This window comes from Limnohabitans sp. MMS-10A-192, assembly GCF_003063335.1.
Taxonomy (GTDB): Bacteria; Pseudomonadota; Gammaproteobacteria; order Burkholderiales; family Burkholderiaceae_C; genus Limnohabitans_A.
The window spans coordinates 145,245-159,912 of sequence record NZ_NERX01000002.1; the positions used below are offsets into that span (position 1 = coordinate 145,245).

Sequence of the window (14,668 nt, forward strand, 5' to 3'; positions counted from 1 at the left end):
CAATTTGCAGAAATGATTGAATGGTTTTTAAAGGCAAGGTGACTCGTTGGACCACAGCAGAAAGGGCGGAAGTCAACGCGGTTGATCGAATCAATCGAGATGCGCGATGCCTGCAAAGTTGAAACGCTCAGGCAAACCAGCTGCCCACCTTGTCACGGGCTTGCTGTTTGACCTCATCTGTCACGTACATGGCGACCGTCAACACGGCCGAAACCAGCACGCCCAGGTCGTCCGAATAACCCAACACCGGCGTGATGTCGGGCACCGCGTCGATGGGCGAGATGAAGTAAGTCAAGGCGCCATAGATGACGGTCTTGGCCCACAGCGGGGTGTCGGGTTTTTGGGCGGCGTAGTACAGGCACAGGGCGCGTTCGACCACATCTTGGCCTGCCGCCTTGGCAAAGTGCTTGAGCTTGTCCCAAAAGCTTTTTTCAGAAAAAGCCGCCTGTTCAAGCAATTTATCTTCGCTCATGCGCGGGCCCTCAGGCTTTGGCCAAATGCTGCTTGGCCAGCTCCACGTACCAGTCCAGGCAGCCGGGGTTGGCCATGGCGTCTTTGTTGACCACTTTTTCCAGGGGCTGACCGAGCATGAGTTTTTTGATCGGCAGCTCCTGCTTTTTGCCGGACAGGGTGCGCGGGATCTCAGCGACCTGGAAAATTTCGTTGGGGATGAAGCGGGGGCTCAATGCCACCTTGATGGCGTTGTTGAGCTTGGCCTGGAGCGCGTCGTCAAACGCTGTGCCCGGGCGCAGCACCACAAACAGCGGCATGTAGCTTTCCTTGCCTAGGTACTCCAGGTCCACGACCATGGAGTCCATCACTTCGGGCAGGGCCTCCACAGCGCTGTACAGCTCGCTGGTGCCCATGCGCAGGCCGTGGCGGTTGATGGTGGCGTCGCTGCGGCCAAAGATCACGCAGCCTTCGCCCTCGCCCTTTGTTTCCGGGTTCCCGTTGCCGATGCGCAGCCAGTCGCCGTGCCGCCAGACGCCGCCCATGCTGGCCGGGCCGTCGCCGCCACCGGGCATGCGGCCATGGCCTGCAGGGTACATCTCAAAATAACTGCTGAGGTAACGGGCATTCTCTTTGTCGCCCCAAAAGAAGAGCGGCATGGACGGGATGGGTTGTGTGCAGACCAGCTCGCCCACTTCGCCTTTGACCGGCAAACCCGCCTCGTTCCACGACTCGACGGCCGCACCCAGCATGCGGCATTGCATGACGCCGGGCTCTTGCGGCAGCTCGCGGTGGCCCCCCACAAAGGCGCCCGCAAAGTCGGTGCCGCCCGAAATGTTGCACCACCAGATGTCGGTGCCGATGTTTTTGAATTGCTCGGTGCCCCAGCTTTGCGTCTCGGGCGACAGGGGCGAGCCGGTGGTGCCCAGAGCGCGCACCCGCGACAGATCGCCGCAGCGGGAAATGTCCAAACCAGCCTTGTGGCAGTTGGCGAAGAAGGCCGCACCGGCGCCAAAGAAGGTGACATTTTCTTCGGAGGCCATGCGCCACAAGATGCCCCAGTCGGGGTTGTCTTTGCTGCCGCCGGGGTTGCCGTCGTAGATCACGCAGGTCACGCCGTTGAGCAAGCCCGCCACTTGGGCGTTCCACATGACCCAGCCGGTGGAGCTGTACCAGTGAAAGCGCTCGCCAAAGCTGTTGGGGTGGTAGCTGCAGCCCACGTCGTTGTGCAAAATTTTGTTGGCCAGCGCCACGATCACGGTGCCGCCGTGCCCGTGCACGATGGGCTTGGGCAGGCCGGTGGTGCCGCTCGAATACACAATCCACAGCGGGTGGTCAAAGGGCAGCCACAGCGGCTCGAAGGCCTGCACCTCGGCATCGTCACGCGCCGTGATGACCGACAAAGGCGTGCTGGCGGCCACATCGCATTGGGCGATGTCCACCGTGCCCAGGTTGTCGTGGATGATGACGTGCTGCAAGCTGGGCAACGCGTCCCTGAGTTCCTGCACCACGGTCATGCGGTCGAAGTCACGGCCGCCGTAGCTCACGCCGTCGACGGCGATCAGGATCTTCGGCTCGATCTGCTTGAAGCGGTCCAGCACGGCGTTGGTGCCCATGTCGGGCGCGCAAATGCTCCACACGCCGCCCACACTGACCGTGGCCAAAAACGCCACCATGGCCTCTGGAATGTTGGGCAAATAGGCCGCCACCCGGTCACCGGGCTGCAGGCCTTGCGCTTGCAGGTGCAAGGCCAAGGCGGCCACTTGGCGACGCAGCTCGGGCCAGCTCATTTCGCGGCGCAGGCCTTTTTCATTGAGGCTGATGACCGCCGGGAACCCTGCCGCATCGGCCGGCTGCACATGGCGCATCACCTGGTGCGCGTAATTGGTCTTGGCGCCTTCGAACCACACGGCACCGGGCATGACGTTTTGGGAGATGGCCGCCTTGTGCGGCGTGGGGGACTCCATCTCGAAGTAATCCCACATGCTTTGCCAAAAGCCTTCCAGATCGGACACCGACCATTGCCAAAGGTCGTTGTAGTGCTCAAAGCTCAGGCCGCATTGATCGCGCAGCCAGTTTTGGTACAGACGGATCTGGGGCACATAGGGTGCTGGGGTCGAGGTCGCAGTGTTCATGGGAATGAGGGTATCAGCGCCAATGCCCAGCTGTCACGACCGACAACCCTGAAAACATGCACCTAGGTGACAGGTGCGTGAAAACTGCGAACGCTCAGCCTTGCTTCATGCGTTGGCTTTTCCAATACACATCGTCGCCGCCGTTCATGCGGTTGAGCACACGGGCCAGCACGAACATCAAATCTGACAAGCGGTTGAGGTATTGGCGCGGCGTGTCGTTGATCGACTCTTCGTTGCCCAGGGCCACGCAGGCACGCTCGGCCCGGCGCGCCACGGTGCGGCACACATGGGCATGGGCTGCGCCACGGGTGCCTGCGGGCAAGATGAATTCTTCGAGCTTGGGCAACTGGGCGTTGTAGGTGGCCAAGGCGTCGTCGAGCGCGGCCACAGCCTCTTCCTTGAGCAATTCAAAACCGGGAATGGACAGCTCGCCGCCCAGGTTGAACAGCTGGTGCTGCACCTCGACCAGCACATCGCGCACATCAACGGGCATGTCTTCGCACAGCAAAACGCCGATGTTGGAATTAAGCTCGTCCACCTCGCCCATGGCGTGCACGCGCAAGCTGTTTTTGGACACGCGCTGGTTGTTGCCCAAGCCGGTGGTGCCGTTGTCGCCGGTGCGGGTGGCGATTTGTGTGAGTCGGTTGCCCATGGATGCGTCCTCTGTTCGGTCTCGTATTCTGGCTGACGATTGTCGACCATGTTCCCTTGGCTTGTCTGACACAGGACAAGCCCGGTGCGACAAGCGGCGTAAACTGCGTCTTCATCAGTTTGGCGGCTTTGATCCGCTGACCAGGAGACACCCCATGAACGCCCCCACCGCTGCCGCCCACCTGGCCCCCGAAATCGCGCAACGCGCTGTGCCCGATGCTTTTTTGACGGCCCTCAAAGCCCGCTTTGGCGACAACTGCTCCACCGCCTTGGTGGTGCGCGAGCAGCATGGCCGCGACGAATCGGCCTTCACCCATGTGCCGCCACCGGCTGCGGTGGTGTTTGCGGAATGCACGCAAGACGTGGCCGACGCCGTCAAGTTGTGCGCCGAGCACAAAGTGCCGGTCATTCCCTTTGGCGTGGGTTCGTCACTCGAAGGCCATTTGCTGGCGGTACAAGGCGGCATCAGCATCGACCTGATGCGCATGAACAAGGTGCTGGCCATCAACGCCGAAGACCTGACGGTGACGGTGCAACCGGGTGTGACGCGCAAGCAACTCAATGAAGAGATCAAGTCCACGGGCCTGTTCTTCCCGATCGACCCGGGCGCGGACGCCACCATTGGCGGCATGAGCGCCACACGCGCCAGCGGCACCAACGCCGTGCGCTACGGCACCATGCGCGAGAACGTGCTGGCCCTGGAAGTGGTCACCTCGTCGGGCGAAATCATCCGCACCGGCACCCGCGCCAAAAAGTCGAGCGCCGGTTACGACCTGACGCGCCTGATGGTGGGCAGTGAAGGCACGCTGGGCGTGATGACCGAAATCACCGTGCGCCTGTACCCGCTGCCCGAAGCCATCTCTGCTGCCATTTGCTCCTTCCCGAGCATCGAAGCCGCTGTACGCACCGTGATCCAGACCATCCAGCTGGGCGTGCCGATTGCCCGCGTGGAGCTGATCGACCACAACACCGTGCGCATGGTCAATGCCTATGCCAAGCTGGGCCTGCGCGAAGAAGCGCTGCTGCTGATGGAGTTCCACGGCTCGCCTGCGGGCGTGAAAGAACAAGCCGAGACGGTGCAAGAAATCGCCAGCGAATTCGGTGGCAATGCGTTCGAATGGGCCACGACGCCTGAAGAGCGCACGCGCCTGTGGACCGCACGGCATAACGCCTACTTTGCCGCCGTGCAAAGCCGTCCCGGCTGCCGCGCCATCAGCACCGACACCTGCGTGCCCATCAGCCGCCTGGCCGACTGCCTGCTGGACTCGATCACCGAAACCGATGCCAGCGGCATTCCTTACTTTTTGGTCGGCCATGTGGGCGACGGCAACTTCCACTTTGGTTATTTGATCGACCCGAACAACCCGCAGGAATGCGCCACCGCCGAAGCACTGAACCAGCAACTGGTCACCCGCGCCCTGCGCTTGGGTGGCACCTGCACCGGTGAGCACGGCATTGGCCTGCACAAAATGGACTTCTTGCGCACCGAAACCGGCGAAGGCGCAGTCGACATGATGCGCACCATCAAGCGGGCGCTGGACCCGCACAACATCATGAATCCGGGGAAGATTTTCTCGATGTGAATGGTCGCGGAAAAACCGCGCCGTTCAGATCGCAGGCGTCAAAACAGCAGACTGTCGCAGCAAGGCTTCAACCTTGTCGCACAGTTGTGCGGGCTCAAACGGCTTGAGCATGAGGTCACTGAGACCCGCCGACTCAAAGCGCTCCAAATCTTGCGGCGTGACGTTGGCCGTCAGGCCCAAAATGGGCAAGTCTTGAAGTCGTTCGGACGCGTTTTGCCGTATCGCTGCCGTGGCCGCAATGCCATCCATCACCGGCATGACCATGTCCATCAAGACCAAATCCACGGCTTGCGCGGCCAAGACCTCCAGCGCTTTTTGGCCATCGACGGCTTCCAGCACCTGACAGCTTGGCCAAGCGTTCTGAAGCACTTGCCTGACCAGCAAACGGTTCAATGGATGATCGTCGACCACCAGGAAGCGCCAGGCTTTGTCGGCCGTTTTCACTTCGAGGCTGGTCGATGGCGTTTTTGCCGCAGGCGCAGCCGTTGCGACCACCGGCAAGCGCAACCAAAAGCGTGAACCCTTGCCCAGCTCGCTTTCAAAGCCCATCTGGCCGCCCAGCAAATCCGTCAGTTTTTGAGAAATGGCCAAGCCCAGTCCATTGCCACCATAGATGGCGTGGATGTCGCCATCGGCCTGACTGAAGCGCTGGAAGATTTTGGCCTGCCGGTCCTTGGCAATGCCAATTCCGGTGTCTTCGACTTCAAACAACACGTTGGGCGGGGCCCATTTCACACGCAACACCACCGAACCCTCGTGTGTGAACTTCAGGGCATTGCCCAGCAAGTTCACCAGCACCTGCATCAAACGGTGCCGGTCGGTGTGCACCCATTGCGGCAATGTGGCATCGACCTCCAAGCGGTAATCGAGCTCCATGCTGTTGACCCGGGGGCTGAACAATTCAAACGCGTGTTCCACCACACGCCGCAGTTCAAAGTCTTCGGGTTGGATGATCAGATGCCCGGCCTGCAATTGCGAATAGTCCAGGATGTCATTGATCACCGTCATCAGGTGTTCGGCCGACTGACGCGTGTGGTTGAGCACCTTGAGCGCAGCGGGTTTGTTTTCGACACGCGACAAGAGCAAGGCATTGAAACCCAAAATGGCATTCATGGGCGTGCGCAATTCATGGCTGACCGTGGCGATGAATTGCTCACGCATTTGCATGGTCTGCTCCAGCTCTTGCCGCTTGGCCTCGAGCTGACTTTGGTTGTGCAAGCTCTCTTGCAAAGCCTCTCGGTGCAGCCGCGCATAAATCATCGGCACGATCATCAAAATGCCCGTGATAAGGCTGAATGTCAGCCATGATGTCGTGGCATGCACCTGGCCCATTTCGAAAGCGGGCAACAAGGTGTTGTAACTTGCATAAGCCATCACAGCCTGCAGCGTGAAAACGATCGCCAACCAACAGGCTCCAGCCTTGCGGCTGACCACAAAAAAGGGGGTCAAGGGCAAAATCAGCAGCCAGGAAAAGCGCGGGGAAAAAACGCCGCCAGCACTGAACGCTGCATAAAAAAGCACCAAGGCCCCTGCAACGGTCCCCAGATGGACGGCCCAATTCAGCGGCATGCCGCGGTTGATGAAGACCAGTAAAAGCGCCAGCCAGACTGCCATGGAGTTGAACAAGACGGCGGCATTGCGGTAGGGGCTGACCGCGGAGTAGATCAACAACACCGCGATGATCACGGTGACAAAGAAAAAGATGTAGGGCATCTTGCCCTGCCTGAAAGCACGCGGAAAATGGCGCACCAACCATTGCACTTGTTGCATCCACCCATTTTTCAGGTGCACAGGCCTCAGCTGTCGCAGCTGGCGGAATTGGCTCAAGGCGCGCATCGTCTTAACCCCGCATTCTTTGCAAATGCTGGCTGACGCAGCGGGTCAGTCGATCCAGGTCCATGGGCTTGTCCATCACATCGTCCATGCCGGCATCCAGGCAGCGTTGTCGGTCCACCGGGTTGGTGTTGGCCGTCAAAGCAATGATGGGCATGGCTTGCGTCATGGCGGGAAACTGTCGGCGAATTTGCTGGGTCAAGGCCATGCCATCCATCTCCGGCATGACCATGTCGATCAGCGCCACATCAAAACTTTGCGCATCGAGCAAGACCAGCGCTTGTGCAGCGCCATCGGCCGTGACGATCTGCGCTTTGGGCCAGCATTTTTGCAATTGCATGCGGGCTACCATCAAGTTCAGGGCGTTGTCGTCCACCACCAAAATCCGCAGCGCCTGGTCCGCTGGAATGACAAGGGGTTGCTCCGGCTGCGCCACTTTGGCATCCACCCTCGGTATGCGGAACCAGAATGTGGCGCCCTGTCCTTCTTGACTGTTCACCCCAATTTGGCCGCCGTGCAACAGCACCAGCTTTTCACAAATCGACAGGCCCAGACCCGTGCCGCCGTAGGTGCGTGTGGTCTGCACATCGGCGTGCTCAAAACGCCGAAAGATGTTGACCTGCTGTGCCAGCGCAATGCCGCGACCGGCATCGCTCACTTGGAACAAGATGTCTTCGCCTTGAGCCTGTATGCGCAAACGCACGGCACCCGATGCGGTGAACTTCAAGGCGTTGTCCAGCAATTTGCTCAAGATTTGTCGCAAGCGCTGTGGGTCGCCATGGATGCGCGCGGGCAAATGCGGATCGAGCTCTCCGAGCCATTCAATGCCCTTTTCATGCGCCCGCGCCCTCAAGGGCTGCAAAGCATCTTCCATCAACTCTGCAAGTGAGAAATCCACATTGAAAAGTGCCAGCTTGTTGGCTTGTAGCTGCGAAAAATCCAAAATGTCGTTGACCACCTGGAGCAAGTGCTGGGTCGAACGGCGAATGTGGTCGACGACCTCGACCTCCTCGGGTTCGCTGGACAGCTCTTCTCGCAGCACGCCGTTGAAGCCCAAGATCGCATTCATGGGGGTGCGCAGTTCGTGGCCCACCGCAGCCAAAAATTCGTCTTTGTGCGCTTGTGCCTTGAGCAAGGCTTCATGGGTCGCTTGGAGTTCCTTGTTGCGCAGATCCAGTTGCTGCAGCTGTTTGTCGTGCAGCTGATCAAACAACCAGACGCAGAGCATCAAACTGCCCAGGCCCATCACGTTCTGCATCACCGCCCAAGGCACCGCTTGAGGACTGACCATGGCATGCCCGCTGATCCAGCCGCTTTCGGTGGCCTGACAAAGACCCCAGATGACGGCCAGAACAACGCCAATCCATTTGATCGCGGGGGCCGGTCCCAGCAGCATCAACACCGGCAAGGACACCAGATTCAACCAGACCAGCACCGTTGAATTGACGCCACCTGAATTCATCGCGACATAGCCCACCAGGACCACGCACAGCAAAGAAGCCAGATGAAGAACGGTGGAAAACAGCTTCTCGACCCTGGTGAATGGCAGCAATCCGAAACACGTCAGGCTGAAAGCCAGGTTGACGTTGCGGTCGTAATAGCCGGAAGGAAAAACATAGAAGACGCAGGAGTTCAAACCAATGGCCAGCAAATAAATCGCCAGCAGGTTTTTGCTCTCAAAAATCGACACACGCGGTGATCGCGCGTCCCCACGCCACGTCAGCGCTTCCAAGCGGCTCATTGCGATGTCTCTTAGGCGCGCAATTTATCAATCAGGCCGTTGAGCTCATCGAGTGAGCCAAACTGGATGCTGAGTTCACCCATTTCTTCGATCTTGCCCATGCGCTTGACGCGTTTTTTGACGCGCACTTCGACTTCGGCCATCAGCAAGTCGGACAACTCCTCTTCCACTCGGCGGATGTCGCGTGACTTTTCTTTCTTGGGTTTTTGGTGCACCAGGTTGAATTCAGCGCTGAGTTTCTTGACCAGGCTTTCGGCCTCGCGGACCGACAGCTTTTTGGCGGCGATCTGGTTGGCCGCTGTGATTTGGGCTGCTTTGTCCAGGGCCAACAAGGCGCGGGCGTGGCCCATGTCCAGGTCGCCGGCCATCAACATGGTCTGCACCGGCTCGGCCAGATTCAGCAGACGCAAAAGATTGCTGGCGGCGCTGCGCGAGCGCCCAACGGCTTGCGCCGCCGCTTCGTGAGTGAGCCCAAACTCTCGCACCAAGCGTTGTAAACCCTGAGCCTCTTCCAGCGGGTTCAGGTCTTCGCGCTGGATGTTTTCGATCAGCGCCATGGCCGCAGCAGCTTCATTGGGCACATCGCGCACCAACACGGGAACCACGTTGAGGCCGGCCAATTTGGAGGCTCTGAAGCGCCGCTCACCGGCAATGATTTCGTATTTGCCCGCGTTTGGGCCATCGCTGAGCTGGCGCACCAAAATGGGCTGCATGATGCCCTGTGCCTTGATGGACTCGGCCAATTCGTACAAAGCGCCCTCGTCCATGCGGGTGCGTGGCTGGTAAACACCGGCCACCATCTGGTCCACATTCAACTGGCTGGGCAAGCCGGTTTCAGCGTTTGCAACAGCGGCGGGCACATCAGCGACTTTGGGGCCCAACAGGGCTTCGAGTCCGCGGCCCAGGCCTTTGGGTTTTTTGGTGACCATGGTCATTCCTTCAAAAGAGTTTGCAAAAGCGCGTGGCCCTCAGGCCAATCGCCCAGCGATGTTTCTGCGTTGATGTGTCCGGCTTCGCCCAGATCCACCCATTGAGCGGCCCAGTCATGGGCCAGCCCTTGGGCGCGGGCTGCGGTGCAATACGGATCGTTCTGGCTGCCCACCAGGATGCTCTTGAACGGCAAAGGCTGGCGCACGATGGGCGACCAGCCCGGCAATTGTTCTTTCAGCTCAGGGGCTTCCACATCTCCCGGCGCCACCAACAAAGCGCCACGCACGCGCCCGACGTGACGAGAAAAAGCGGCCCAAGCCGCCACCTGCAGACAGCCCAAACTGTGAGCAGCCAGCACCAAAGGGCCTGGCGTGTCGACCACCACCTCGTCCAGGCGAGCCAGCCAATCGCCACGCCTTGGCCGCAGCCAATCGTTTTGCTCGACCACGGCATAGCCATAACGGCGCACCCAATGCATTTGCCAATGCCCGGGTCCACTGCCCTGCCAACCGGGCAAGATCAATACAGTGCCGCTCATGCTCAGAGGGTGGGCGCGCGTTGCACCAGTTCGCGGGCAAATTCCACATAGGCCTGGCTGCCCTTGGCCGATGGGTCAAACACCACGCCGGGCAAGCCATAACTGGGCGCTTCGGCCAGGCGCACGTTGCGCGGGATCACGGCGTCAAACACCTTGTCGCCAAAGTGGGCCTTGAGCTGCTCACTCACTTGCAGCTGCAAAGTGATGCGCGGGTCGAACATGACGCGCAAGAGGCCGATGATCTTGAGGTCCTTGTTCAGGTTGGCATGCACCTGCTTGATGGTGTTGACCAGATCCGTCAAACCTTCCAAAGCAAAGTATTCGCACTGCATCGGCACGATCACGCCGTGGGCTGAACACAGGCCATTGAGGGTCAGCATCGACAGGGATGGCGGGCAGTCGATCAGGACAAAGTCGTAGTCTGCATCGACTGCAGCCAAGGCCATCTTGAGCCGCTGGTCGCGGTGCTCCAGATCGACCAACTCCACCTCAGCCCCCGCCAATTCGCGGTTGGCACTGAGCACGTCATAGCCGCACTTGTCGGCTTTCACGGCGGCCTCTTTGATCGAGGCGGACTCGAGCAACACGTCGTACACGCTGAGTTCGACATTGCGTTTGTCGATGCCCGAACCCATGGTGGCATTGCCTTGGGGGTCCAAATCCACCAACAGCACACGCTGACCGACTTTGGCCAGGCCCGCGGCCAAGTTGACGGTGGTGGTGGTTTTGCCGACACCACCCTTTTGGTTGGCAATGCAGAAAATCTTGGCCATGGTGAAACGTCCGGTTTATTTGGAGATGGCCAGCTTGACGCCAAAGCCAATGAGGAAAACGCCCGCCAGCTTTTCCAGCCAGCGTCCGATGCGTGGATTGGCCCGCATGCGCTCGGCCAGATGGTGGGTCAACAAGGTCATACCCAGACCATAAAGAAATGTCAGGCAGGCTATGGTGGCCGCCATCACGCCAAAACTGAGCAGGCCCAGATGGTGCTTGGGGTCCACGAACAAAGGGAAAAACGCCATGTAAAAAACGATGGCCTTGGGGTTGAGCAAAGTGATGGCCAAGGCCTGCTGGAAATAATGGCGCGGACGGATGTTGAGCACAGGCGCATCACCGGGCTTGGCCGACAGCATCTTCCAGCCCAACCAGGCCAGATAGACGGCACCCAGCCACTGCACCGCCGCGAATGCCGCGGGATAAGTGGACAAGACCGCCGCCACACCGGCCACGGCCAACCACATCAGCACCTGGTCCCCGGCGATCACCCCCAAAGTTGCGCCCAAGCCGCCAGCCATGCCACCTTTGCTGGTCGAGGTAATGAGCGCCAGATTGCCCGGTCCGGGTATGGCCAGGAACAAAACAATCGCCGCAACAAACGAACCGTAATCCGAAATACCGAAAAACATGGGCACTCTTTTTGGGGGAATATGGCGAGTGTAAGTGATGGGGTCACAAATCCAGCGTCAAGCAAACCGGTTTCACGTGAAACACGTTGATCGCAGCCCTCGTGATCAAGCGGAAGACACGCCTGTTTTGAGGCCATTGCCAGGCGACATGGCCTGACAACTCCGATCAAGCCGCGCCGGCGTTCGGGCGCATCCAGACCATGCAGCGCTCCACATCCAGGCCTGGCACCGTCAATGGTTCCACGTGAAACACTTTCACGTCCACTGGCAAGGCCTCAATCTCATCTTGGGGGTGCTTGCCCTTCATGGCCATCCAGACGCCCCCTTCTGCCAAGGCCGAGCGAGACCAGGTCACGAAGTCGGGCAAGGAGGCAAAGGCACGGGAACAAATGACCTGATACGGGTCGGTCAAAGTTTCCACCCGGGCATGGAGCCCACGCAGGTTGGAAAGCTTCAAGCTCACGGCCACCTGCTGCACAAAGGCGGCCTTTTTGGCCACGGTGTCCACACAGGTCACATTCAATTCGGGCATGCAAATGGCCAACACCACGCCGGGCAAACCGCCGCCCGAACCCACATCCAGCACACGGATCGGCTGGCCCAGTGTGTGCCGCGTCAATGGCGCAATCGCCGTCAAGCTGTCCAGCAGGTGGTGCGTCAGCATCTCCGCAGGATCGCGCACAGCGGTCAAGTTGTACACCTTGGTCCATTTTTGAATCAATGCCATGTAATCCAGCAGGCGTTGTTGCTGTTCAGCAGACAGGTCCAAGCCCAAGGCTTGGATACCCGCACGCAAGCCCTCGGCCAGGTTCGTGCTCATGCGGACTGGCTTTCTTCGGCGGGATGCATGAAGCCCTTGAAGCCGCCCTTCTTCAGGTGGATCAACAGCAACGACACGCTGGCGGGCGTGATGCCCGAGATGCGCGAGGCCTGCCCCAAAGTTTCGGGCCGGTGCTTGGCCAACTTTTGACGGGCCTCAATCGACAAGGCCGACACCTGCATGTAATCCAGACTATCGGGCAAGCGCAGGTGTTCATAAAAAGCAGCGCGCTCCACCTCCCCTTTTTGGCGGTCGATGTAGCCGGAATACTTGGCCGCAATCTCAACCTGCTCGATCACCGGGGCACTCAAGTCGCCCAACGTTTCACGTGAAACATCGGCGCTGGCCATGCGGCCTTCGTCCAGGGACATCAAAGCCTGATAGGTCACATTTGGACGGCGCAACAAGTCAAACAGATTGTGTTCATGCTCAATGGCTTTGCCCAAAACCCGCACCGACTCTTCGGCAGGCAGGTTGCGCGGGTTCACCCAGGTGGACTTGAGGCGCTCTGTTTCACGTGAAACAGCATCGCGCTTGCGGCTGAAGGCATCCCAACGCGCGTCATCGACCAAGCCCATCTGACGGCCCACTTCGGTCAAGCGGGCATCGGCATTGTCTTCGCGCAGCTGCAAACGGAACTCGGCTCGGCTGGTGAACATGCGGTATGGCTCGGTCACGCCTTGCGTGACCAGATCGTCGACCAGCACGCCCAAATAGGCCTGGTCGCGTGCGGGCGTCCAGGCCGCTTCACCCCGGCATTGCAGCGCGGCGTTGATGCCAGCGAACAAGCCCTGCGCCGCAGCCTCTTCGTAACCGGTGGTGCCATTGATCTGGCCCGCGAAAAACAAACCGTTGATCTGTCGGGTCTCGAAACTGTTCTTCAGCGCCCGGGGGTCGAAATAGTCGTATTCGATCGCGTAGCCGGGGCGCAGGATGTGGCAATTTTCCAGGCCCTTCATCGAGCGCACGAGGTCGTACTGGATGTCGAACGGCAGGCTGGTCGAGATGCCGTTGGGGTAATACTCGTTCGTCGTCAGACCTTCGGGCTCCAGAAAAATCTGGTGACTGTCCTTGTCGGCAAAGCGGTTGATCTTGTCTTCCACACTCGGGCAGTAACGCGGGCCCACGCCCTCGATCTTGCCGGTGAACATGGGGCTGCGGTCAAAGCCGGAGCGGATGATCTCGTGCGTTCGTTCGTTGGTGTGGGTGATCCAGCATGGCATCTGCTGCGGGTGCATGTCGGCACGGCCCATGAAGCTGAACACCGGCACACCATCGTCCGGATTCATGCCACCTGGCATGCCATCGCCAGGCTGCTCAAAACATTGGCTGAAATCGATGGTTCGACCATCCAGGCGCGGCGGAGTGCCCGTCTTCAAACGACCTTGCGGCAACTTCAACTCTTTCAGACGAGCCGACAAGCTGACGGCAGGCGGATCCCCTGCCCGACCAGCCGCATAGTTTTGCAAGCCCACGTGGATCTTGCCGTCCAGGAATGTGCCCGCCGTCAGCACCACGGTGCGCGAACGGAAACGGATGCCCACCTGCGTGACCGCCCCCACCACCCGGTCCCCTTCCACCATCAGATCGTCCACCGCCTGTTGAAACAGCCACAAGTTCGGCTGGTTTTCCAGGATGCGGCGGATGGCTGCTTTGTAGAGGATGCGGTCGGCTTGGGCGCGGGTCGCGCGCACAGCCGGACCCTTGGATGAGTTCAAGATGCGAAACTGGATGCCGCCTTCGTCGGTGGCCAAGGCCATGGCACCGCCAAGCGCGTCGACTTCCTTGACCAAGTGACCCTTGCCGATGCCGCCAATGCTGGGGTTGCAGCTCATCTGACCCAGCGTCTCGATGTTGTGCGACAGGAGCAAGGTCTTGCAACCCATGCGCGCAGCGGCCAACGCGGCCTCTGTTCCGGCATGGCCACCACCGACCACGATCACATCGAATTCTTGAGGGTAAAGCATGAATGTCTGCCTCTGGTCGAGGCCAAAAAATGGGCGCCGCCTGCGCCGTGGGCCGCCCTGCCACGGGATCGGCTGAAGTTGCTTATTTTACAGGCACACCCTGAATCGTCACCATGCTCAGGTCTTCAAGGGCAAAGCACCCGCGGCCTTGACTTCACCCAATGAAAAACTCGTGTGCAGGTCTTTCACATTGGGCAAATTGATGAGGACATCCCGGGCAAACTGGCTGAAGGTGTTCAAGTCTTTGCTGACGACCTGCAATTCAAAGGTGCCTGTGCCGCTGATGTAATGACAGGAAATCACTTCCGGGATCTTGAGAATGGCCTCTTCCAATTGACGCGTCACATCACCGCGATTGCGCTCGGCATCAAGCCGGACGAATGCGAATACATCCAGCCCGACCTTTTGACGATCGATCTCGGCACGGTACCCTTTGATGACGCCCGACTCCTCCAGTGCGCGAACCCGTCGCCAACATGGCGCCGCCGACAAACCCACGCGCTGGGCAAGTTCAGCATTGGTCAAGCGACCGTCATTTTGAAGTTCATTCAAAATCGCCCAATCAAATTTGTCCAGTGTTTCCATAATTTATCCTTTTGAGCAAGATTCTTTCA

Annotated in this window: 13 protein-coding genes; 1 reads left to right on the plus strand and 12 read right to left on the minus strand. The window is 59.6% G+C overall.

Translation table 11 applies throughout. From position 1 onward, the window contains the following. Positions 1 to 127 precede the first annotated feature (127 nt). The 3 genes from B9Z43_RS05545 to B9Z43_RS05555 form a co-directional block, all read right to left on the minus strand. Positions 128 to 472, minus strand: coding sequence for a YkvA family protein (locus B9Z43_RS05545; RefSeq protein ID WP_108323537.1), 345 nt, complete (start codon positions 470 to 472; stop codon positions 128 to 130). Positions 473 to 482: 10 nt separating this feature from the next. Beyond that, positions 483 to 2,585 (minus strand): acetoacetate--CoA ligase, encoded by a 2,103-nt coding sequence (locus tag B9Z43_RS05550; RefSeq protein WP_108323539.1) that lies wholly within the window; start codon positions 2,583 to 2,585, stop codon positions 483 to 485. A 94-nt stretch (positions 2,586 to 2,679) separates the two neighbouring features. Beyond that, on the minus strand, positions 2,680 to 3,237 hold the full coding sequence (locus B9Z43_RS05555; RefSeq protein WP_108323541.1) for a cob(I)yrinic acid a,c-diamide adenosyltransferase: 558 nt from the start codon (positions 3,235 to 3,237) through the stop codon (positions 2,680 to 2,682). 154 nt (positions 3,238 to 3,391) lie between these two features. Here B9Z43_RS05555 and B9Z43_RS05560 point away from each other — a divergent pair, with 154 nt between their 5' ends. Beyond that, positions 3,392 to 4,819, plus strand: a complete 1,428-nt coding sequence (locus B9Z43_RS05560; protein WP_108323543.1) for an FAD-binding oxidoreductase — start codon at positions 3,392 to 3,394, stop codon at positions 4,817 to 4,819. A gap of 24 nt (positions 4,820 to 4,843) precedes the next feature. Here the strand turns inward: B9Z43_RS05560 and B9Z43_RS05565 are convergent, their stop codons facing one another. From B9Z43_RS05565 to B9Z43_RS05605, 9 genes are all read right to left on the minus strand, one after another. Beyond that, positions 4,844 to 6,589: an ATP-binding protein gene (locus B9Z43_RS05565; RefSeq protein ID WP_158270072.1), complete on the minus strand. Its 1,746-nt coding sequence runs from the start codon at positions 6,587 to 6,589 to the stop codon at positions 4,844 to 4,846. 70 nt (positions 6,590 to 6,659) lie between these two features. After that, positions 6,660 to 8,393, minus strand: a complete 1,734-nt coding sequence (locus B9Z43_RS05570; protein WP_108323548.1) for an ATP-binding protein — start codon at positions 8,391 to 8,393, stop codon at positions 6,660 to 6,662. A gap of 11 nt (positions 8,394 to 8,404) precedes the next feature. Then, on the minus strand, positions 8,405 to 9,322 hold the full coding sequence (locus B9Z43_RS05575) for a ParB/RepB/Spo0J family partition protein (RefSeq protein WP_108324131.1): 918 nt from the start codon (positions 9,320 to 9,322) through the stop codon (positions 8,405 to 8,407). Between the two features lie 2 nt (positions 9,323 to 9,324). Continuing rightward, a complete protein-coding gene (locus tag B9Z43_RS05580) occupies positions 9,325 to 9,861 on the minus strand; it encodes an alpha/beta hydrolase (RefSeq protein WP_108323550.1) in 537 nt (178 codons plus the stop codon). Positions 9,862 to 9,863: 2 nt separating this feature from the next. Further along, positions 9,864 to 10,634 (minus strand): ParA family protein, encoded by a 771-nt coding sequence (locus B9Z43_RS05585; protein ID WP_108323552.1) that lies wholly within the window; start codon positions 10,632 to 10,634, stop codon positions 9,864 to 9,866. 15 nt (positions 10,635 to 10,649) lie between these two features. Next, positions 10,650 to 11,267: a LysE family transporter gene (locus B9Z43_RS05590; RefSeq protein WP_108323555.1), complete on the minus strand. Its 618-nt coding sequence runs from the start codon at positions 11,265 to 11,267 to the stop codon at positions 10,650 to 10,652. 166 nt (positions 11,268 to 11,433) lie between these two features. Then, complete coding sequence (gene rsmG / locus B9Z43_RS05595; protein WP_108323557.1) at positions 11,434 to 12,087, minus strand: 16S rRNA (guanine(527)-N(7))-methyltransferase RsmG; 654 nt, start codon at positions 12,085 to 12,087, stop codon at positions 11,434 to 11,436. Continuing rightward, a complete protein-coding gene (mnmG, locus tag B9Z43_RS05600) occupies positions 12,084 to 14,054 on the minus strand; it encodes a tRNA uridine-5-carboxymethylaminomethyl(34) synthesis enzyme MnmG (protein WP_108323559.1) in 1,971 nt (656 codons plus the stop codon). Before mnmG ends, rsmG begins: the two co-directional genes overlap by 4 nt. Before the next feature lie 117 nt (positions 14,055 to 14,171). Further along, complete coding sequence (locus B9Z43_RS05605; RefSeq protein ID WP_108323561.1) at positions 14,172 to 14,639, minus strand: Lrp/AsnC family transcriptional regulator; 468 nt, start codon at positions 14,637 to 14,639, stop codon at positions 14,172 to 14,174. Positions 14,640 to 14,668: the final 29 nt, after the last annotated feature.

Coding starts and splice junctions, on each gene's coding strand:
- mnmG (WP_108323559.1), bottom strand. CDS start 14,054: ATGCTTTACCCTCAAGAATTCGATGTGATCGTGGTCGGTGGTGGCCAT.
- B9Z43_RS05565 (WP_158270072.1), bottom strand. CDS start 6,589: ATGCAACAAGTGCAATGGTTGGTGCGCCATTTTCCGCGTGCTTTCAGG.
- B9Z43_RS05585 (WP_108323552.1), bottom strand. CDS start 10,634: ATGGCCAAGATTTTCTGCATTGCCAACCAAAAGGGTGGTGTCGGCAAA.
- B9Z43_RS05580 (WP_108323550.1), bottom strand. CDS start 9,861: ATGAGCGGCACTGTATTGATCTTGCCCGGTTGGCAGGGCAGTGGACCC.
- B9Z43_RS05570 (WP_108323548.1), bottom strand. CDS start 8,393: ATGAGCCGCTTGGAAGCGCTGACGTGGCGTGGGGACGCGCGATCACCG.
- B9Z43_RS05575 (WP_108324131.1), bottom strand. CDS start 9,322: ATGGTCACCAAAAAACCCAAAGGCCTGGGCCGCGGACTCGAAGCCCTG.
- rsmG (WP_108323557.1), bottom strand. CDS start 12,087: ATGAGCACGAACCTGGCCGAGGGCTTGCGTGCGGGTATCCAAGCCTTG.
- B9Z43_RS05605 (WP_108323561.1), bottom strand. CDS start 14,639: ATGGAAACACTGGACAAATTTGATTGGGCGATTTTGAATGAACTTCAA.
- B9Z43_RS05555 (WP_108323541.1), bottom strand. CDS start 3,237: ATGGGCAACCGACTCACACAAATCGCCACCCGCACCGGCGACAACGGC.
- B9Z43_RS05560 (WP_108323543.1), top strand. CDS start 3,392: ATGAACGCCCCCACCGCTGCCGCCCACCTGGCCCCCGAAATCGCGCAA.
- B9Z43_RS05545 (WP_108323537.1), bottom strand. CDS start 472: ATGAGCGAAGATAAATTGCTTGAACAGGCGGCTTTTTCTGAAAAAAGC.
- B9Z43_RS05590 (WP_108323555.1), bottom strand. CDS start 11,267: ATGTTTTTCGGTATTTCGGATTACGGTTCGTTTGTTGCGGCGATTGTT.
- B9Z43_RS05550 (WP_108323539.1), bottom strand. CDS start 2,585: ATGAACACTGCGACCTCGACCCCAGCACCCTATGTGCCCCAGATCCGT.